The 19281-nt window shown below is 75.8% G+C and carries 16 protein-coding genes; 12 read left to right on the top strand and 4 right to left on the bottom strand.

Annotated elements, in window-relative coordinates:
• The first annotated feature begins 10 nt into the window (after positions 1–10).
• The 8 genes from Q0789_RS03660 to Q0789_RS03695 all read left to right on the top strand — a co-directional run bounded on the left by Q0789_RS03660 (position 11) and on the right by Q0789_RS03695 (position 9030).
• Entirely contained in the window at positions 11–979 is a 969-nt protein-coding gene (locus Q0789_RS03660) for a carbohydrate ABC transporter permease (RefSeq protein ID WP_298802229.1), read from the top strand.
• 1 nt (position 980) lies between these two features.
• Complete coding sequence (locus Q0789_RS03665; protein WP_298802231.1) at positions 981–1874, top strand: carbohydrate ABC transporter permease; 894 nt, start codon at positions 981–983, stop codon at positions 1872–1874.
• Entirely contained in the window at positions 1871–2797 is a 927-nt protein-coding gene (locus Q0789_RS03670) for a ribokinase (RefSeq protein ID WP_298802233.1), read from the top strand. Before Q0789_RS03665 ends, Q0789_RS03670 begins: the two co-directional genes overlap by 4 nt.
• Positions 2797–3813 (top strand): LacI family DNA-binding transcriptional regulator, encoded by a 1017-nt coding sequence (locus tag Q0789_RS03675; protein WP_298802235.1) that lies wholly within the window; start codon positions 2797–2799, stop codon positions 3811–3813. Before Q0789_RS03670 ends, Q0789_RS03675 begins: the two co-directional genes overlap by 1 nt.
• Positions 3814–4001: 188 nt before the next feature.
• The gene (locus Q0789_RS03680; RefSeq protein ID WP_298802237.1) at positions 4002–4562 is read left to right on the top strand and encodes a hypothetical protein; all 561 of its coding nucleotides are present in this window, start codon (positions 4002–4004) and stop codon (positions 4560–4562) included.
• Entirely contained in the window at positions 4562–5212 is a 651-nt protein-coding gene (locus Q0789_RS03685; protein WP_298802240.1) for an RES family NAD+ phosphorylase, read from the top strand. Before Q0789_RS03680 ends, Q0789_RS03685 begins: the two co-directional genes overlap by 1 nt.
• 333 nt (positions 5213–5545) lie before the next feature.
• A complete protein-coding gene (locus tag Q0789_RS03690; protein ID WP_298802242.1) occupies positions 5546–6562 on the top strand; it encodes an AraC family transcriptional regulator in 1017 nt (338 codons plus the stop codon).
• 194 nt (positions 6563–6756) lie between these two features.
• On the top strand, positions 6757–9030 hold the full coding sequence (locus Q0789_RS03695) for a hypothetical protein (protein ID WP_298802243.1): 2274 nt from the start codon (positions 6757–6759) through the stop codon (positions 9028–9030).
• Here the strand turns inward: Q0789_RS03695 and Q0789_RS03700 are convergent.
• Entirely contained in the window at positions 9011–9889 is an 879-nt protein-coding gene (locus tag Q0789_RS03700) for a hypothetical protein (protein ID WP_298802245.1), read from the bottom strand. The two genes, Q0789_RS03695 and Q0789_RS03700, sit on opposite strands and share 20 nt — an antisense overlap.
• 1048 nt (positions 9890–10937) lie before the next feature.
• On the opposite strand from Q0789_RS03700, the gene Q0789_RS03705 reads away from it, so the two are divergent.
• The 3 genes from Q0789_RS03705 (at position 10938) to Q0789_RS03715 (ending at position 16469) form a co-directional block, all read left to right on the top strand.
• Positions 10938–12032, top strand: a complete 1095-nt coding sequence (locus Q0789_RS03705; protein WP_298802247.1) for a hypothetical protein — start codon at positions 10938–10940, stop codon at positions 12030–12032.
• Positions 12033–12060: 28 nt separating this feature from the next.
• Positions 12061–15027, top strand: coding sequence for a S8 family serine peptidase (locus Q0789_RS03710; protein ID WP_298802249.1), 2967 nt, complete (start codon positions 12061–12063; stop codon positions 15025–15027).
• Positions 15028–15212: 185 nt separating this feature from the next.
• The gene (locus Q0789_RS03715) at positions 15213–16469 is read left to right on the top strand and encodes an AGE family epimerase/isomerase (protein WP_298802251.1); all 1257 of its coding nucleotides are present in this window, start codon (positions 15213–15215) and stop codon (positions 16467–16469) included.
• 142 nt (positions 16470–16611) lie between these two features.
• On the opposite strand, the gene Q0789_RS03720 is transcribed toward Q0789_RS03715, so the two are convergent.
• Positions 16612–17244 carry a hypothetical protein gene (locus tag Q0789_RS03720; protein WP_298802253.1) on the bottom strand — a complete coding sequence of 211 codons (633 nt, stop codon included), beginning with the start codon at positions 17242–17244 and terminating at the stop codon, positions 16612–16614.
• A gap of 49 nt (positions 17245–17293) precedes the next feature.
• Complete coding sequence (locus Q0789_RS03725; RefSeq protein WP_298802255.1) at positions 17294–17803, bottom strand: DUF2000 domain-containing protein; 510 nt, start codon at positions 17801–17803, stop codon at positions 17294–17296.
• 79 nt (positions 17804–17882) lie between these two features.
• Between Q0789_RS03725 and Q0789_RS03730 the strand changes: the two genes are divergently transcribed.
• Positions 17883–18371: an Lrp/AsnC family transcriptional regulator gene (locus Q0789_RS03730; RefSeq protein ID WP_363325932.1), complete on the top strand. Its 489-nt coding sequence runs from the start codon at positions 17883–17885 to the stop codon at positions 18369–18371.
• A 34-nt stretch (positions 18372–18405) separates the two neighbouring features.
• Here Q0789_RS03730 and Q0789_RS03735 read toward each other — a convergent pair whose 3' ends face one another.
• Entirely contained in the window at positions 18406–19266 is an 861-nt protein-coding gene (locus Q0789_RS03735; RefSeq protein WP_298802259.1) for a helix-turn-helix domain-containing protein, read from the bottom strand.
• Positions 19267–19281 lie beyond the last annotated feature (15 nt).

Below are 19281 nucleotides of genomic sequence, written 5' to 3' on the forward strand. Positions count from 1 at the left end.
GGCGGCTCCCGTGAGCGCGGAGGCGCCGGAGGGAACGCGGCGCGCCGCGGCGCAGGAACGGTCTGGCGCGAGCTCGGCCGGTGCCCCGTCGTCGCGTCCCGGCCGGCGGCCCGGACGCGGCCGGGACCTCCGCACGGCCGTCCTCTTCCTCGGCCCGGCGCTCGCGGCCATCGTGCTGCTGCGGCTCGTGCCCTTCGCCGGGGCCGCGTGGTCGACGCTCTTCGAGCGCGTCGGCGTCGGCCTGCTCGCCGAGCAGCGCTTCGCCGGGTTCGCCAACTACCAGCAGCTGCTGAGCGACCCGCTCTTCCTGGGCACCCTGTGGCGCACCATCGCCTTCAACCTCGTCATCAACCCCGTGCAGATCGCGCTGGCCATGGCGATCTCGGTGCTGCTCGTGCAGCGACTGCCCGGGCGCGGGCTGTGGCGGGTCTTCGTCTTCGTCCCCTGCACCGTCCCGCTCGTCGGCTCGTCCGTCGCGTGGGGGGTGGCGCTGCGCCAGGACGGCCCGGTCAACGGCATCCTCACGGCGCTCGGGCTGGCGCCGCAGCCCTTCTTCACGTCACCGCAGCAGGCCCTGGCGAGCATCGCCCTGGTCGCCTCCTGGATCGGCATCGGCTACTGGATGCTCTTCCTCATCGGCGGTCTCAACGACGTCAACCGCGAGCTCTACGAGGCCGCGAGCCTCGACGGGGCGGGCCGGTGGCGCACGTTCACGTCGGTGACCGTCCCGATGATGAAGCGGCCGCTGCTCTTCGTGCTCGTGGCGGACACGGTGGCCAACTTCGTGCTCTTCGTGCCCGTGCAGCTGCTCACCAACGGCGGGCCGGACCAGTCGACGACGATGCTCATGTTCGACGCCTACCGCCGGACCTACACCTACTCGCAGCCCAACCTCGGCGCGACGGCGATCCTCATCCTGACGCTCATCATGCTGGCGATCGTCGCCGTCCAGTTCCGCCTGCTCAAGGAGGAGGACTGACGTGGCGGTCCACCAGTCGACGCGTCCCACCATCGCAGCAAATGACCGCCGCCCCGCGCCCCGACGCTGGGTCGGGACGGCGCTGCTCACCCTGCTGGCGGCCGTCATCGGCGTCGCCTTCCTGCTGCCCGCCGTCTGGATGCTGCTCGGCTCCCTGCGCCCGGGCAGCGAGGTCATCGGCAGCGTCAGCCCGCTGAGCTGGCGGACGCTCGTCCCCGACACCTGGACGCTCGACAACTACGGCGCCCTGTTCGGCCAGCTCGGCTTCGGGCGCAGCCTGGCCAACTCGCTGCTCGTGGCCCTGGTGTCGGTCCTGCTGGGTCTGGCGCTCTCGGTCCCGGCCGCGTACGCCCTGACGGTGCTGCGCTTCCCCGGGCGCGAGGGCGTCTTCGCCCTCCTCGTCGTCGGGTTCATGGTGCCCTTCGAGGCCATCGCCATCCCCATGGCCCAGCTCTTCACGCAGTGGCACCTCGACAACACCTACGTGGGCCTCATCCTCCCGGGCATCGGCAACGGGCTGGCCATCTTCAACCTGCGGCAGTTCTTCCGCGGGGTGCCGTCGTCGCTGCGCGAGGCGGCCATCGTGGACGGCGCGGGCGAGTTCCGGATCATGACGCGGCTCTACGTGCCGCTCAGCACGACGGCGCTCATCAACTCCGCCCTGCTCATCTTCCTCGGGCAGTGGTCGGCGTACCTGTGGCCGCTCCTGCTCGTCTCCGACCAGGAGAAGCAGGTGGCCGCCATCGCGATCGCCCGCACGTTCTCTGACACCGAGTTCAACTTCGGGCAGATGTTCGGCGGCGCCCTGCTCATCTCCGTCGTGCCCGCCGTGCTCCTGCTGCTCCTGCAGCGCTACTTCGCCACCTCCATCGCCAGCAGCGGGGAGAAGGGGTGAGCGCCGGCGCCACGGTTCCGGCCGCGGTGACGGTCGCCGTCGTGGGGTCGGTGCACCAGGACCTGCACCTCCACGTGGGAGAGCTGCCCCGGCCGGGGGAGACCCTCATGGCCCGCGAGTGGGGCCGGGCCCCGGGCGGTAAGGGGGCCAACCAGGCCGTCGCCTGCGCGACGGCGGGTGCGGGCACGACGATGGTCGGTGCCGTCGGGGACGACGTGGCCGCGGACGCGGTCCTGGCGGCGCTGCGGACGGCGGGCGTCGACGTCGCCCTCGTGCAGCGTCTGGCCTCCCGGGCGACGAGCACGGCCGTCGTCACCGTCGCCGCGGACGGCGCCAACAGCATCGTCGTCGCGGCCGACGCGAGCAGCGCCCTCGACCCCCGGTCGGTGGAGGCCGCCCTGGCCGGCCTGCCGGCCGTGGCCGTGGTGCTCAGCCAGGCGGAGGTGCCGGAGGAGGTCGTGCGCGCCGCCGCTGCGGGTGCCGTCGCGGCGGGGGCCCGCACGGTGCACAACCTCGCGCCGTACCGCCCCGTCGGCGCGGCGCTGCTCGCCTGCTGCGACCCGCTCGTCGTCAACGAGGTCGAGGCCGCGTCCCTGGCGCACGACCTCGGGCTCGACGCGAGCGCCCCCGAGCAGCTGGCCGGTCGGCTCGCGGACGCCTGCGCGTCGGTCGTCGTGACGCTGGGAGCCCAGGGCGCGGTGTGGGCCCGCGGCGCCGAGGGCGGCCACGTGCCGTCGCCCGAGGTGCCGGTCGTGGACACGAGCGGGGCGGGTGACGCCTTCGTCGGCGCCCTGTGCGCGTCCTTGGCTCGAGGTGACGCGCTGCCGCAGGCGTGCTCCGCCGGCGTCGAGGCGGGCGCCCGCGCCGTGCAGCACCGCGGCGCGCAGGCGGCGGCCCCACCGGCCGGGGCGACACTGCTCTGATGGCGATCACCCGGGCGGACGTGGCGCGGACGGCGGGCGTCTCGCCGGCCGTCGTCAGCTACGTGCTCAACAACGGCCCGAGGCCCGTCTCCGCGAGCGCCCGCGAGCGCGTCGAGGAGGCCGTGCAGCAGCTGGGCTACCGGCCCAACCGCCTCGCGAGGGCGCTGCGCGCCAACCGGAGCCGGTCGATCGGCATGCTCATGCCCGACCACGTCAACCCGCACTTCGCCGAGCTGGCCCAGGCCGTCGAGGACGAGGCGTTCGCCCGGGACCAGGTGCTGCTCTTCGGGACGACGAGCAACGCCGCCGAGCACGAGGGGACGCACCTGAGAGCCCTCCTCGACCACCAGGTCGACGGGCTGCTGCTCATCTCCTCCCTGCAGCACCCCGACACCTCGGGCCTCGAGGGCGCGGGCATGCCGACGGTGCTCCTGGACCGTGCACCGGCGGGCTCGCGCGACAGCACCGTGGCCATCGACAACCGCGGCGCCGCCCTCACGGCCGCACGACACCTGCTCTCGCACAGGCGGGTCCGCCCGGCGGCCGTCCTCGGGCCGCGGGGCATCAGCGCCGTCGTCGAGCGGCAGGCGGGGTGGGCCGAGGCGCTGGCGGAGGCCGGGCTCGAGGAGGTCGTGCCTCCGGAGCACGAGCCCTTCTCGCGCGAGGGCGGCCACGCGGCGGCGCAGCGCCTCCTGCAGCGATCACCCGAGCAGCGCCCGGACGCCCTCTTCGTCGCGAGCGACGCGCAGGCCATCGGGGCCGTGCGCGCCTGCCACGACCTCGGTCTGCGGGTCCCGGAGGACGTGGCGCTCGTCAGCATCGACGGGTCGTCGGCGGGCCGCTTCATGACGCCGTCCATCACCTCCGTCGTCCAGGACGTCGCCGAGATCGCCCGCGTGGCGGTCGCCACGCTGCTCGAGCGGATCGAGCACCCCGACGCTCCCGCCGTCCACGAGGTGCTCGGGGCGGAGCTGCGCCTCGGTGAGTCCTGCGGCTGCGGGCGCGACGGCGCCTGAGCAGGCGCGCGGGGATGGTGGGCCGGCACCCGCCCGTCGACCCACGAGGTCCCGGTCGCTCGCGCCCTTCGAGGCCGAGCAGGCACCACGCGCGACGCACGGTCGACCCGCGCCCCCTCCGCAGGGTCGACGGCGTTGAGGGAGAGGCGCACTTCGGGTTGACGGGGTGGACGAGGACAGGGGTGCTCATGACGGACGCAGCCACGGTCCCGGACGCCCTCCCGTCCTCGACCCCGGCGCCCACCACGGGCGCCCAGCGGTCCTTCGTCGAGCAGGTGCTCCGCGAGCTCGTGCTCCGCGACCCCGACGGCGCCGCGCTCGCCCGGGTGGACGCCGCCTCGGCCGCACGGGCCGCGGTCGACCACGTGCTCGACGCGGCCGAGCGGTGGACCGACCACCTCGGTGGCTTCTACGACGTCGACGGCGTGCGCCACCTGCTGTCGCGATCCGGTCGGCTCGTCTCCAAGCAGGCCGTGAGCAAGCGTCGGGGCCTGTTGGCGCTCACTACGGGGTCGGGGCGGGTCGTCTACCCGACCTTCCAGTTCTCCGGCGGCTCACCGCTGCCGGGGCTGGACGCCGTGCTGCGCGAGGTCCCCGAGCCCCTGGTGTCCCGGTGGACCCTGGCGTCCTGGCTCGTGTTCCCGCAGCCGGACCTGGGGGGCACGACGCCGGTGCAGCTGCTGCGTGAGGGGGCCGAGGACGTGGTGGTCGCCGCGGCCCGCGACTGGGCGCGGGCGCTGGCCGCCTGATGCCGGCGACCGCACCGCCGGCGTCGCTCGGGGGACTGCCTCGGCACGACGTCAGCACCGGTGACGCCGTCCACCGCGTCGTCCGGGCGCGCGACGACGAGGGGCGCCCGCGGGAGCCGTTGTTCTTCTCCAGCGCCACGGCGGGCGCCCTCGGCCCGAGACGCTTCGACCTGCCCGCGCCCGCGGGATCCTGCTACCTCAGCGACCGCCGCGCGGGGGCGTGGCTGGAGGTCTTCCGCGGCACGGGACTCGTCGACCGGGTCGACGTCGAGCGGCGCCGGATGGTCACCGCCGAGCGCACCGGGGGACCGTCGGCGCTCGCCGACCTCCACGCCCCGGGCGCGCGGGCCCTCGGCGCGGCCCTCGACCTCGTGGCGGGCGACGACTACGCGCTGCCGCAGCGGTGGGCGCGCGCCGTGCGCGCGGCGGGCTTCCCCGGTCTCGTCGCTCCCGTCCGCCACGACCCGACGGCGCGCGCCCTGGCCGTCGTCCTCTTCGGCGCCGCCGGCCCACGGCAGCGCCTGCGCGGATGGCGCTCCCGCGTGACGCCGCTCGTCGAGGACACCGACCTCCTCGCCGAGCTGCGTCCCTACGGCACCGGGGTGCAGGACCGGCCCTACGACGTGCCGGTGGTCGCGCCGCGGGGGTGAGGCGGTCGGAGAGGACGAGCCCGAGATGGACCTCGCTCGGCGAGCCGCGGCAGTGCCGCCTCGACGCCACAAGGGGCCGGGGCGCAGGGGCGACCGACGGGAGCGCGCGGGCAGCGGCACTGTGAGGGCCGACGGCAGCGGGTGCCGCACGTGCGCACCAGCCGGCAGGAGGCGCGTCGCGTCGCGGCTGCCGCTCGCCGCGGGTGCCGGACCGGTGGCCGTGACCGGCGTCGTCGTCGGCGCCTGCAGGGTCTTCCTGGGTCGCTGACACCTCCGGCACCATGACCTTCGTCCGGATCGCTCAGGTATCGGCCGGTGAGGCGGCGAAGGCGCATGGCTCTGCAGTCCGCGAGCGTCGTGCGACTGCTCGTGTCCGCCTACGCCGGCCCCCTCGAGCAGGACCAGCTGCTCGCGAGCGTGGGGCTGCCGGTCGAGCCCCGCGCCGACGACCCCGTCGTGATCCCGGCGGACGACGCGTGGGGCCTCGTCGAGCGGATGGCCACCCACGGCGGCGCGGACCTGCCGGTCCGCTTCGCAGCGGTGGTCACCCCTGACCGGTACGGCGTGCTGGGGCTCGTGCTCGAGACGGCCACTTGCGTGCGGGAGGCGCTGGAGCGCTCGGCGCGCTGGTACCGCGCGGCCACCGGCTCAGCCACCTACGAGCTGCGCGAGACGACCGGCGGCGGCGAGCTCGTGCTGCGCCGCGACCACCACCGGCCGGGCCTGCGCATGGCCAACGAGTGCGGTCTGGCCGCCTTCGTCGCCATGCTGGGCCAGGTCGCGGCCTCGCCGGTGCGGCCGCGGGCGGTCTGCTTCCGCCACCAGCGTCCCGCCTCGACCGCTGACTACCGCCGCCTGTTCGGGTGCCCGGTCGGCTTCGGCGCCCCGGAGAACGTCGTCGTCCTCGACGAGACCGCTCTGCGGACGCCGACGCGGCTGGCCGACGAGGGTCTGTGCGACCACCTCCCCCTCCGTCCCGGAGAGGCGTGGCGGCGCACCCACGAGGCGACCACCCTCGAGGGGCGCGTGCGCGAGGCCGTGGTGGACGACCTCGGTGGCGGGGTGCCGCGCATGACGCTGACGGCGTCACGCCTGGGCATGAGCGAGAGGACGCTGCAGCGCCGGCTGGCCGAGCGCGGCATGGCCTACTCCGGGCTCGTCGACCAGGCCCGCCGCGAGGTGGCGGAGGTGCTGCTCGTGCACACCGACAGCCCCTTCGCCGAGATCGCCCAGCTGGCCGGCTTCTCCGAGCAGAGCGCCTTCTGCCGGGCGTTCCGACGATGGACCGGCAGCACGCCCTCAGCCGTCCGCGCGGCGGTCACCGCGCCGGTGGGTCCGACGCCGTCGTGATGGCGCCGTGCGTCAAGACCGGGCGCCCGCCGCGCTCCTAGCGTGCACTCCTGCCCGAGAGCCGGTCCGGTGCGAGCAGACCGACGTGCCGCCCGCCACGTCCGAGGCGGACGGCGTCGTCTCCCGGAGACGGGCCCGCAGCAGGTGCAGCACGCCGAGGGCGTGCCACGAGCAGCACGTGCACGAGGGCGCGCGTGCCCCACAGCGACCACGAGGAGGACGACATGGCCCGGGCAGGCGGACCGATGGAGGCCGGCGGCTTCGAGGAGTACGTGCTGGACGACGGAGGAGGGGGCGGCGAGGGCTACGCGGTCAGGCTCTTCCCCGACCTCAACAACGAGGAGCTGCAGCGGGACGGGCAACCCCCGCAGTTCTACTGGTCGCCGCAGCAGCTCCGGCTCGCGCGGTTCCCCGACACCGGCGACTTCAAGTTCTCGCACACGCACTTCCGCGGGGTGCTCGACGAGTCCCACGTCGGCGTGGAGGAGACGACCGAGACGGTCGGCGGCCTGCTCAACCTCACCGTCACCAGCCGCATGCCACCCGCCGTCATGGCCCAGCTGCAGGAGCAGGTGACCGAGCGGCTCCGCGGCGACAGCCGGCCCTTCTGGCGGGTCCTCGGCAACCGGCAGCCGGACATCACGATGGTGCCGGTGCGCAGCAACACCGCGTCGATGAGCAGCCTGGCCCCGGACAGCCCCGGCCTCCAGGACGCCACCCCGGTCGACGACCCGGGCTCGGGCCTCGAGCGGAGCCTGCGCACGAAGCGCGGGATCGTCGCCGACCGAGACCTGCGCGGCACGTCGAACCTCGACCTGTGGGCGGTGCAGCTCGACGGCATCGGGCCCGGCTCCATCACCGGCGGGGAGAACGCCTACGGCGGGCTGCTGGGCGGCATCCCGTCCGAGCTCGTCTGGGCGGCGATGCACGGCAACGCCAGCCCCTTCTTCGTCAGCCAGACGCTGATGATCCCGATGGCGACACCGGTCGTCGAGATCAGCATCGTCGGGCACTGGCAGAAGTGCCTCGACCACTTCTCGGCCGAGGCCACCGGCGGCGTCGCCTTCTTCGCGGCGGACGTCGCCGTCCAGCTCGAGGAGATGCAGCGCTCCGGCGACATCGAGGTGACGATGGTCGTCGACCAGACCGTCCCGGGCGCCGACGCCGTCGCCGAGCGGCTGGAGAAGACGAAGGACCTCGTCACGCAGAAGTTCATCGACCTCGCCAAGGAGACCATCTTCGCACCGGCGACGCCCGTGGAGGCGGCCGAGGCCCGCAAGAAGAAGGGCTGGTGGAACCTCGGCGTGGCGATGAAGGTCGTCAAGAAGAAGGAGCTGGTCGACCTCCGGTACACGGAGAGCCAGATCTGGAAGTACAACCGCCAGGACGTCATCTCCAGCACGCTGGAGGGCCTGCGTCGCGAGATCGCCGCCGACGAGCAGGCGGCGGGCAAGTACTTCCACCTCGTCTCGCTGGGCGACCTCAACCGCAAGGTGCGCCGCATCACCCGGCCCGTCGCCAACTGGCTGCCCGACCCCGAGCAGCAGTGGGCCGGCGATCCGGTCAAGGGTCTCGCCGTCGAGTTCGGCTACCCGAACACCCGCGGCGAGATCGGCTGGAAGGGCAACCAGTTCGTGCCCGCCGGTGGTGCCGACCAGGTCTGGGAGCCCGAGTGGGTGCAGCTCACGGACGAGGAGATGAGCGACCGGCCGGACGGCTGGGAGCCCGACCAGACCTACGTCCGCCGCAAGGTCATCCTCGGCGAGAGCAGCTCGGCGCTCGCCGACCCCTACAACCGGGTCGTCGTGGAGCGGAACACCGTCGACCTCGACCCGGAGCCGCGGCTGTCGGACGAGATCTCGGTCGACGTGCGGGCCGACAACGCCGGCGTGCTCGAGGTCGGGCCCATCCAGCTCGGCGTCGTGCTCGACGGCAGCAGCCAGGTCGTCGAGGTGTCGGTGCGCCCGCTGGGCACGACGGTCGACGGCCGCGCGCGCGAGGTCGTGACGTTCTCCTTCAACGGCACCGACCAGGACGTGCCGCGCCGGCTGAAGATCTACACCGGCGACCCCGACTACGTGCCCGCGTACGAGTACCAGGTGAGGGTCGTCGTGAAGGGCACGCTCTTCACCGACGGGATGGAATGGGGGCACGACGAGGACACCTGGTTGTCGGGCCTCGGCAACGGCCCCCTGACCGTCTCCGTGCCCAGGCCGGGCACCGAGGGCACCGGTCAGCCCCGGGCGCTCCGCCGCGAGCAGGTCCTCTCGCTGCCCAGCGGGAGCGAGGACGCCCGAGGTGAGCGAGGCCAGCCCCGCGAGCGCCAGGCGTCCGGCGAGCGGCCGACCTCGAACGGGTCGACCCCCAACGGGTCGGGCAGGTCCGCTGAGCGGCGCGTGACCGTCGACGGGTACGACCTGTCCGCCTCCCCTCCGGCGCCACCCGAGTTCACCGGACATGCGCGGTGACGGAGGGCGGGGCGACGTCGCCCAGCAGGTCCGATCGCTGGAGCTGAGCGACGGGACCCTGGCCTTTGTGCACGGGAGCGGCGCGGACGCCCGGCCCGCTGTGGCGGTCAGCCCCGCTGTCGGTGAGGTGCTCGGCCCGGTCCTCGCCCTCGTGCTGCGCCGCCACCCCCGCTCCGACGAGCACGCCGTCGGGCACCTGGTCTGCGCCGCCAACCTGCGCCTCGACCTGTCGGTGGTGGCGAGCCCGGCGCAGCGCGAGGAGGTCGCCGGGCTGGTCGGGAGCCCGGTCGAGGCGCTGCGACCCCGGTCCGGCCTGGTCGAGCTCGTCGAGGCGGGTGGTGCGCACCTGCAGGTGCCGGTCACGGCTGCCGGGACGGCGAACCTCACCGGCACGCTCGGCGAGCACCCCGCCCGGCTCCTCGTGGCCGCGCTCGCCGGTGACCCGGCGCTCGTGGTGCGCACGTGCCTCGAGGTCGTCGAGCAGCCGACGAGCACCCGGCTGCACCTGGCCGGTCGGTGGCGGGACCTGCACGACGGCCTGGGGGTGACGGGGGAGGAGGTGACGCGGCTGGGCTTCGTCCAGGTGGCCCGCCGGCTGGTGGCCGACGGGCTGGTGACGGCGACCGCCGACCCGCCCGCCCCCCCGGCGCAGCTGGCGGTCGCCGCTGCCGAGCTGCTCTGGCAGTGGCGGACCTTCCTCGGCGACGAGACCGCCGACGGGCTCGTGCTCGGCGCGCGGCCCGCCGCCGCCGACGCCCTGTCCTTCGGCACCACCACCGTGGTCGGGGTCCCGGGGCAGCTCCGGTGCCAGCAGCCGTTCGCCGACGTGCTCGCCCGGGGGCTCGAGCGGTCCGGACACCGCTCCCTCGACGACCTCGTCGACCTGGTGGTCGCCGGCGCGACGGGCCCCGAACCGGTGGCGCCCCGGCGGGTCGCGGCCCGCCGTCGACGGTCCGCGCCGCGGCCCCTCGCGCTGGCGTCGAGCACGGTCTCGACGCTGCTCACCCCCACCGCCGTGCTCGCCGCCAGCCCGGTGCACCGGCCCGGCGTCCTCTCCGGCGCGCTCTCCAACGCGATGGCCGCCGCCGTCCGGCCCGTGCGGCCGGCACCGGGACCGCTCGTGCAGGACCCCCGGGCCGCGTCGTGGTCCGACCACGCCGACCCGGACGTGCGCTGGCACGCGCCGAGGCTCGAGTTGCGGCTCGACGAGGCCACCGGCCCGCTGCTCGAGCTGCACGACGAGGGCCTCACGTCGGAGGGCACCGCCGCGCTGCGGGCGGTCGTCGAGGTGCCGTTCGCCCTGGTGCCGTCGAGCACGGGCAGGACCGTCGACGTCCACGACCTGACCGTCGAGCTGGCGGTGCCCTTCCGGGACGCCGCCCGGGGCAACGCCCCGGCGACGCACCGGCTGCGGGGCGTCGTCTCCGGCGGGGAGGGGGCGCGCGTCGCCCGCTTCGAGGCCCTCAACCAGTGGAGCCGGCTGGCGTACCGGGCGCTGTCGGACCCGGCCGCCGAGCCCGCCGAGCTCGTCGTCGGCTACGCCGTCGCGGGCTACCGGCGGGTCAGCACGACCGACCCCCCGAAGCTCGTCTTCGGCGCGCAGCTCGCGAAGGCCGGACTGGCCTCGCACGCGCTGGTCCTCGACCCGGTGACGCGCTCGGTGCCGCTCGGCGTGGGGCGGCTGACGCTCGACGCGCGCCGCGCGGGCGCTCTCCGCCCGGGCCTGCTCGCCGGGCGGTTCCAACGGCCCGGGACGACGAGGTCGCGGCTCACCGCAGGCCGCTTCCCGCGCTCGGAGAGCGCAGCGGTGGCGGTCGACTGCGCCGAGCGGCCGGACGCCTACGTCGAGCGCCGGGGGGACGCGCTCGCGGTGATCGGCCGGCCGGCCGGCGCTCGAGCTGGGGGAGGTGGCGTACGTCCAGTTCCGGGAGGTGACCGGGCTGCGCACCCCGCTTGCCCGGGTGCACCAGTCGCAGACCGACGGCGGGCAGTACCTGGTCGTGCCGACCGCGTACCAGGTGGGGCGGCGGGCCGACGACGGGACGGAGGCGGCCCACCGGCCCCTGGTCGTGCTCCACGCCGCGGTCGGCACCGGCCCCGACGAGGTCGAGGTGCTCTTCGAGGCGGGCCTGCAGCCCGCGCTGCGCCCGCTCGACGTCGCCGACCTGACCCGCGAGGTCCGCCGCCGCGACGAGCGGGCGTCCCTCGTCTGGCCGACCGAGGTGTCGGGGGTCAGCGCCACCTTCTCGTGGGCCGGCGTGGCGGCGCTCGGGGCGCGGCTCGAGACCACGGCGCTGCCCGGGGGCACGCTCCGGCTCGGGGCCGGTGTCGACGTGGCGCAGTGGATGGTGCTGCGGGGGGTGCTGGCCCACGGCGGGCTGGCCGGCGCGGCCACCTTCACCTTCCCCGACGGCTCGTCGGTGTCGTCCTCCCTGGCCGTCGACCTGCGCCGCGTCGTCGGGCCGTGGGCCACCGGGCCGCTGCGCGTCGAGCGCGACGGCGCCGCCGTCGTGGTCAGCAACCCGACGGAGGCGCCGGTCGTCCTCCACCAGCTCGTCGCGCACGGCCCCGACGGCGTCGTCGGCGCGACGGCCGTCGAGCGCACGGTCGAGGCCGGCGCGTCGACGACCGTCGAGTGGCAGCCGCCGGCGGGCGCCGTCGTCCTGACCGACCACGAGACGGTCTCGACCGGACCCGCGACCGTGGAGGAGATCCGCAGCTTCGTCGAGGAGGTCGACGTCACCGTCGTCTTCCTGCACGAGCAGCCGGGCGACCAGGAGGTGGCCGTCGACGCCCGGGTCGCCGGCCTCGACGAGGTCCAGCGGGTGGTGCTGGGCCCCGACGCGCCGGCGGCCGAGGTGACCTTCCCGCTGCCGCTCACCGCGGCGCTCGCGTCCCCCGCCGTCGAGTACCGGGTGGCCGGGGCGCCCTCCGCGGCCTGGCGGCGGCACCTGCTGAGCGACAGCGCCTTCGTGGTCATCACGGACGACGCGCAGACCTGAGAGCAAGGACACCACCGAGGAGGAACCGATGACCACCGCGAGCGACGCCGCCCTGTCCTACCGGTCCGGCGGACGGGACGTCCCGATCAGTCCGGACCCGGAGCTGATCGCCGTGCGCTTCGTGCCGAGCGGGCGCGACGCCGGCTCGGCCCTGGAGCCCCGCGCCGCCGAGGTGGTGCGGCGCGCCAGCGGCGTCGCCTTCCTCGCCCAGCACGGCGTGCGGGTGCTGCGGGTGCCGGAGGGCGCGTCGGGCGGCGCGCTGGCCCTGGACCGCGACTCGGCCGTCGACTTCTCGGCGCCGCTCGTGCGCATCGACGGCGACGAGCGCCACGTCGCCGTCGTGCTCCCCCAGGTCGTCGCCGTCTTTCCGCCGGACCAGCCGCGGGCCGAGGTCGAGCGCCTGCTCGACGGCTACGGCGCCACGGTCGTCGAGGCCAAGCCCTTCCTCGGCAACGCCTACGTCGTGCGCTCGGCCGAGGGGTCCGGGGAGCGGGGCCCGGTGGCGCTGGCCAACCGCCTCGTCGACGACGGCCACGCGCTCATGGCCTCCCCCGACCTGGTGCGGCGCATCGAGACGCGCGTCCTCGTCGCGGAGCCCGAGGCCGGGAGCGCGCGCGAGGACCGCGCGGCCTTCGACGACGAGCAGTGGCACCTGGACACCGCCCGGGTCCGGGGCGCGTGGGCCCGCACCCGCGGTGAGGGCGTCACGGTGGCCGTCCTCGACGACGGGGTCGCGGTCGACCACCCCGAGTTCGCCGGCAAGGTCCGGGCCCAGCGCGACTTCGCCGGCGGCGCCGCCGGCGCCCAGCCCGCCGGGCCGGACGACAACCACGGCACGGCCTGCGCCGGCGTCGCGGTCGCCGCCGGGGTGAAGGCCTCGGGGGCGGCCCCCGAGGCCGGGCTCGTGGCCGCCCGCACGCCCCTGTGGCTCGGCACGGCCGACGAGGTGGAGATGTTCCGGTGGGCCGTCGACGAGGGCGCCCAGGTCATCTCATGCTCGTGGGGCCCCGCCCAGCCCTTCGCGCTGCCGGACGTCACCGAGGAGGTGCTGCGCTGGTGCGCGCAGGACGCCCGCCGCGGCAAGGGCGTCGTCGTGCTCTTCGCCGCCGGCAACGAGTCCGAGGACATGACCACCGACGGCTACGCCGCGAGCCCGCACGTGCTCGCGGTGGCCGCGAGCACCGACGCCGACGAGCCGGCGTGGTACTCCGACTTCGGCCCCGCGGTCGACATCGCCGCGCCGTCCAACGGCGGCACCCGCGCGATCTTCACCACCGACCGCCCCGGTGGCGACGGCTACAACGACGGGTCCGAGCCCCACGGCGACGACGGCTACACCGCCACCTTCGGCGGCACCTCGTCGGCCACGCCCCTCGTGGCCGGCGTCGCCGCGCTCGTGCTGTCGGCGAACCCCGCGCTCACGGCCGCCGAGGTGCGCGACGTCCTGCTCTCGACCGCCGCGAAGGTCGGGGGTGCGGACGAGTACGACGCCGACGGGCACAGCACCCGCTTCGGCCACGGCCGGGTCGACGCCGCCGCCGCCGTCGACGAGGCCGTGCGCCGTCAGGCGGCGGGTCCGGGTACCGCGCTCGGCCCGGTGCGGGTGACGGGCCCGGCGGTGGCTCCCCGCCTCGGCCCGCCGCCGACGTTCCAGGTCGACACCGGGGGGCGCTCGCTCTTCGCCGTCGAGGTGGCCACCGAGGCCGAGCTGCTCGACGCCGCGCACAGCCACCGCCGCACCGACTCCACCTTCTTCTCCTCCTGGGAGGACGGGCCGGAGACCTCGAGCCCCTACACGCTGCCCGGGGCGGTCTGGGAGCGGCTGCGGCACGCCGAGGTCCTCGCCTACCGGGCCCTCGCGGCGGACGACGCCCACGGCGCCGACCTGGCCTACAGCACACCTGACGCGGCGGCCGCCTCGGCGCCCAGCACGAGGATCACCGAGGAGCCCTCGTCCACCACCACGCTGCGCTTCCCGAGCGGTGCGCGCTTCGCGCAGGTCGACGACCCCCAGGACGGCGCGGACTACGGCGACCCCGTCGCGAACGGAATCGTCGCCCTGCTGGACACGTCGGGGCGCCTCGACGAGAAGCTGGCCGCCAGCTTCAGCCTGCGGGAGCTGGCCGCCCAGTCGGGCCCGTACCGCTACGCGCGGGTGTCGGTCGAGCTGGTGGAGGGGCTGCAGGCCATGCGGTCCGCGGCCGGCGCGCCGCTGACGGTGCGCTCGGCCTACCGCCCACCGGCGCTCAACACGTCCGTGGGCGGTGCTCGCCGCAGCCAGCACCTCGTCGGTCGGGCGGCGGACATCCGCGTCAAGGGCCTGACGCCGCTCGAGGTCGCCGAGCTCGCGCTGGAGCACCTCGGCCTCGACATCGGCCTCGGCCTGGGCAGCACCACCACCCACGTCGACCTGCGGGGCACGCTCGCGACGTGGGTGTACACCGGCGCCGAGCTCTCGGAGGAGGGCTTCGACGACTGGGCGCGACAGCAGGCCCGACGACGCGGCCGCCGACGGGTCGAGCGGGAGGAGGCCGCCGAGCGCGACTGGCCCGCGGTGCTCGGACCCGAGGAGTGGTCCGTCGGCGAGCCCGCGCCCGCCTTCCGCGTGCGGTCGGGCCGGCACCCGTGGGTGGCCCTCGAGCTGGCCACCGACCCGAGGCTGTTCTGGCCCGCCGCGACGGGGCGGACGCGCACGCCGGGCACCTTCGCCGCCACGTGGGAGCAGGGCATGACCTCCACGGGCAGGGCCCTGGAGACCACCGTCACGGTGCCTGCGGAGCTGTGGCGCCGCCTCGAGCAGCCGACCCGGGTGCACTACCGCTGCGTCACCGCCGCTCGGAGGGACGACTGGGACGAGGCCGAGAGCTCGCTCGCGCTCGAGGACGCCGACCGGGCGCCGTCGGTCCGGGTGAGCCGCAGCCGGCGCAGCGACGCGTGGGTCGACGACGCGACGCACCGGCGGACGGTCGAGCGCCGGTGGACGCAGCGCGGGTAGACGCTCGAGACGGGGCTCCGCACACGGGTCACGGGTCGGGGTCGGGTCGACCGCGGAGCTCGCGCAGCACGGTCGGCGACCGGTCACGGGACGAGGTCCTCCGCACGTCCCGGGTGGAGGCGGCCGCGAGCACGTCGTCGCGCCGCCCTCCCGGCGACGCCGCCGCTCGGGCCTACGTTGGACCGGTGATCCTCCCGGGCAGCGCCGACCACCTCGCCGACCAGCGAGCGGACCTGCTGCGCTTCGCGGCGGGCTCCCGGCACGACCTGGGCTTCGGGAACCTCGACGACGTCGGGGGCGTCGACCCCGCGTCTCCGGTCGAGCTGTACGTCACCTGCAGGATGACGCACGTCTTCGCCCTCGGGGCCCTCGCGAACGAGCCGCCCGCGCCCGGCGGGCCCGGCCGCGCGGAGATGCTCGACCTCGTCGCGCACGGGGTGCGCTCGCTGCTCGGCCCGCTGCGGGACGCCGAGCACGGCGGGTGGTCCGCCGTCGTCGGGGCGGACGGCCCCGTCGACGACTCCAAGCAGGCCTATGCGCACTCCTTCGTCGTCCTCGCCGGGTCCTCCGCCCTCGCGGCCGGGGTGGAGGGGGCTGAACGGCTGCTCGCCGAGGCGCTCGAGGTCCAGGAGCGCCGCTTCTGGGACGAGGCAACCGGTCTCGTGGTCGAGCGGTGGGACCAGGCGTGGACGCGCGCCGACCCCTACCGCGGGGTCAACGCGGTGATGCACACCGTGGAGGCGTACCTGGCCGCCACCGACGTCACCGGTGACGAGCGGTGGGCTCTCCGCGCCGGGCGGATGGCGGCGCGCGTCGTCGGGTGGGCGCGGGCGAACGGCTGGCGCATCCCCGAGCACTTCGACGCCGACTGGTCGCCCCTCCTCGAGCACAACCGCGACCGCCCGGCCGACAAGTTCCGCCCCTACGGCGCGACGGTCGGGCACGGGCTGGAGTGGGCGCGGCTGCTCGTGGCGGTGGACGCCACGCTCGGCCAGCGCGCCCCGGCCGGGCTCGTGGACGCCGCCGTGGCCCTGCACGACCGCGCCGTCGCCGACGGCTGGGCGGTCGACGGCGCGGACGGCTTCGTCTACACGACGGACTGGTCGGGCCGGCCCGTCGTCCGGAACCGCCTGCACTGGGTGCTGGCCGAGGCCGTGGCCGCGGCGTCCGTGCTGGAGCGCACCACCGGCGGGAGCCGCTACGCCGCCGAGGCGGCCGCGTGGTGGGCGTACGCCGACCGCTGCCTCGTGGACCACGAGCGGGGCTCCTGGCACCACGAGCTCGACCCGGACAACGTGCCGACGTCGCAGACCTGGGCCGGCAAGCCCGACGCGTACCACGCCTACCAGGCGGCGCTCGTGCCCGAGGTGCCGACGACGCCGTCCTTCGCGACCGCGCTGCGGCGGGGGCTGAGGGCGGGAGCGCCTCAGCGGCAGGTGTAGCCGCCCTCCAGCCGCGGGACGACGCCCGTCGCCATCACCACGACCCGCGGACTTCGAGGGACGGCGCGCCGTTCCCAGGCCCGCGAAGTCCGCTCTCGTCGACGGCGTCGTAAGAGGCCCTGGCACGGTGCTGCCGGTCAGGTCAGTCGCACGTGTCGCACTGCCCGCTGCGCGGCAGCTGCGTGAAGCAGCTGGGGCAGACGGCGGGCAGCGGCTCGGGTGCGGGGGCCGGCTTGGCGGGCTTCGCCACCGCGGTGCGCCGACGGGGCTGCGCCGTGGTGCGGGCCGTGAGGACGGGGTGGCCGCCGTCCTCGGGGAGGTCGCGGGAGAGCGCGCGGTAGCAGGCGAGGCGCGCCTCGGCGGCGTGCTGCTCGACGTCGCGGGGCCGGGTGCCGCTGTTCCGCTCGACCGCGTCGGCGTACCCGCCGCCGACGGCGCCGTCCGTCCCCCGGATGACCAGGGCGTCCAGCGGCGGGTGGTCGTTCGACGGGGCGGCGCAGGCGTCGGCGACCCGTGCGAGGACGTCCCCGATCCAGCTCTGCAGCAACGACCTCGTCGCGACGCCGGAGCGCGCGAAGAGGGCGCGGGCGAGGTCGCCGTAGGTGACGGTCGCGCCGTAGGTGCGGGCGCGGGCGGTGAGGACGGCGAAGGCCGCGCTCGTCCACGCGTCGAGGGCCTCGGGGAAGGGGACGGCCGAGCCGTCGGCCGTCCGGTAGGTGCCCGGCGAGGTGGTCGCAGCGGCGGCGGGTGCGGCGGGGGCGGGGCTGTCGACCATGGTGACGACGATAGATCGGCTGCGGGGCGACGACGCCCGGCCGCGCGCCTCACGGCATCAGCGGCAGCCGGCCGACGACCTCGTCGACACGTTCGCGCGGCCCGACCACGCTGACGGCCAGGTGGTCGAGCTCCTCGGCCTCCGCGGCGCCCACCGCCGCCAGGTACTCGTCGTACACGCGCGTCGACTGGGCCGCAGCGGGCATGTCGCTCACGTGGACGCCCTCGGACCGCGCCGCCTTCGCGCGCACGGCGGCGAGGTGCTCGCGGGGGGCCACGAGCACGCTGCACCCCGCCCACGGCAGCCCGGGGTGGGTCGAGCCCGACGCGTCGACGGCGTCGGGGCCCAGCAGCCCCTCGACGGCCCGGGCGGTGGCGCTCGCGACGCACACCGCCGCGTTGACGGCGCGCCCGGGCTCGAGCCCCTCCGCCACGACGACCACCCACTTCAGCCGGGCGGAGCGGGTCGGCTCCCCGGTGCGGACCTCGTCGGGCGTGAAGCCGACGGTCGGGACGACGGACGCCTCGGACGCCGCTGCGGCGTCGATCGTGCTGCTCATGTCGCGAACGCTAAGCCGGTGCGGGCATCTCGCGCGGCCGATCCGTACGTCGTCCGCCTAACCTGCCGCCATGGTGGACATGGACGACGTCGATGCGGCGATCCTGCGGGTCCTGCAGTCAGACGCACGGCGGACGAACCGCGACGTGGCCGCGGCCGTGGGCGTCTCGCCGACCACGGCGCTCGAGCGGACCCGGTCGCTGCGCGAGCGCGGGGTCATCCGCGGCGCGAGCCTGGACGTCGACCTCGCGCGGATCGGGCGCCCCGTCCAGGCGCTCATCGCCGTCCGCGTCCGGCCGCCGTCGCGGGTCCGCATCGAGGGCTTCCGCACCTGGGTGGCCGCCCTGCCGGAGGTCGTGGGCGTCTTCGTCACCAGCGGCACCGAGGACTTCCTCGTCCACGTCGCCGTGCCCGACAACGACCACCTGTACGCCTTCGTCATCGACCGCCTCACCGAGCGGCCCGAGATCGTCGACGTGCGCACCTCGGTCGTCTACGAGCACGTCCGCGTCGCCGAGGTGGCGCCGGTGCGCGAGCACGCCGGGCCGCGGCGGCGCACCCGGCGCTGAGCGCCGCGGGTGCGGGCCGTCGTCAGGGCCGCGCTCAGCCCGCGGGAGGGCCGTCGAGGTGCACGACCGGCGGTCCTTCCGCGGCGGAGACCACCTCGGCCAGCCGGGCCTCGTCCCGCGAGCCGGGCGCGGCGGTGAGCACCAGCGCCCCGAGGTCGTCGCCCGGGATCGCGAGCAGGTCGCCGACGAGCGTCACGGGCTCGCCGTCGGAGCGCAGGAAGGTCGCGCTGCTGCCGTACGCCGTCACCGGTCGCGAGTCGCGCCAGAGCCCGTCGAAGAGCGAGCTGCGGGAGCGGATGTCGTCGACGAGCGCTGCGAGCCCGGCGTCGCGCGGGTAGCGCAGCGCCGCGTCCTTGAGGCGCGCGGCGAGGATGGCCTCGTGGTCGGTCGCGTCGGCGGCCGACTGCCGGAAGTTGGCGAAGGGGCTGCAGAACTGCCGCCAGGCGACGTTCCACTCGAAGCGGTCCCCCGTGCGCTCCCAGTGCTCGAGCGCCAGGAAGGGGCTCGTGACGGCGAGCAGGTTCATCGCCGCGTCGGCCACGAACATCGGGGTGTCCGAGAAGCGCTCCAGGAGGCGGGTGGCCCCGGGGCCGAGGTCGGCCGGGACCTGGCCGTCCGCGGCGGCGTACCCGGCGAGGACGCACAGGCGCTCGTAGTCCGCGCGGCCCGCCCCCAGCGCCCGGGCGAGCGCGTCGACGACGGCGGCGGAGGGGTGGCTGCGGCCCTGCTCGAGCCGGCGCACGTAGTCGGCCGACATCCCGGCCAGCTCGCCGAGCTCCTCGCGCCGCAGCCCGCGGACCCGCCGGCCGCCGACGCCGAGCGGCACCCCGGCGGCGGACGGGTCGGCGGCCTCGCGCAGCTGGCGCACCGCGGTGCCGAACGCGCGTCCCGTCACGGCGGGAGTGTGCCC

The sequence above is a fragment of the uncultured Pseudokineococcus sp. genome (genome assembly GCF_947499845.1).
Lineage (GTDB): Bacteria > Actinomycetota > Actinomycetes > Actinomycetales > Quadrisphaeraceae > Pseudokineococcus.

Coding starts and splice junctions, on each gene's coding strand:
- Q0789_RS03710 (WP_298802249.1), top strand. CDS start 12,061: ATGACCACCGCGAGCGACGCCGCCCTGTCCTACCGGTCCGGCGGACGG.
- Q0789_RS03730 (WP_363325932.1), top strand. CDS start 17,883: ATGGACGACGTCGATGCGGCGATCCTGCGGGTCCTGCAGTCAGACGCA.
- Q0789_RS03680 (WP_298802237.1), top strand. CDS start 4,002: ATGACGGACGCAGCCACGGTCCCGGACGCCCTCCCGTCCTCGACCCCG.
- Q0789_RS03725 (WP_298802255.1), bottom strand. CDS start 17,803: ATGAGCAGCACGATCGACGCCGCAGCGGCGTCCGAGGCGTCCGTCGTC.
- Q0789_RS03720 (WP_298802253.1), bottom strand. CDS start 17,244: ATGGTCGACAGCCCCGCCCCCGCCGCACCCGCCGCCGCTGCGACCACC.
- Q0789_RS03690 (WP_298802242.1), top strand. CDS start 5,546: ATGGCTCTGCAGTCCGCGAGCGTCGTGCGACTGCTCGTGTCCGCCTAC.
- Q0789_RS03685 (WP_298802240.1), top strand. CDS start 4,562: ATGCCGGCGACCGCACCGCCGGCGTCGCTCGGGGGACTGCCTCGGCAC.
- Q0789_RS03675 (WP_298802235.1), top strand. CDS start 2,797: ATGGCGATCACCCGGGCGGACGTGGCGCGGACGGCGGGCGTCTCGCCG.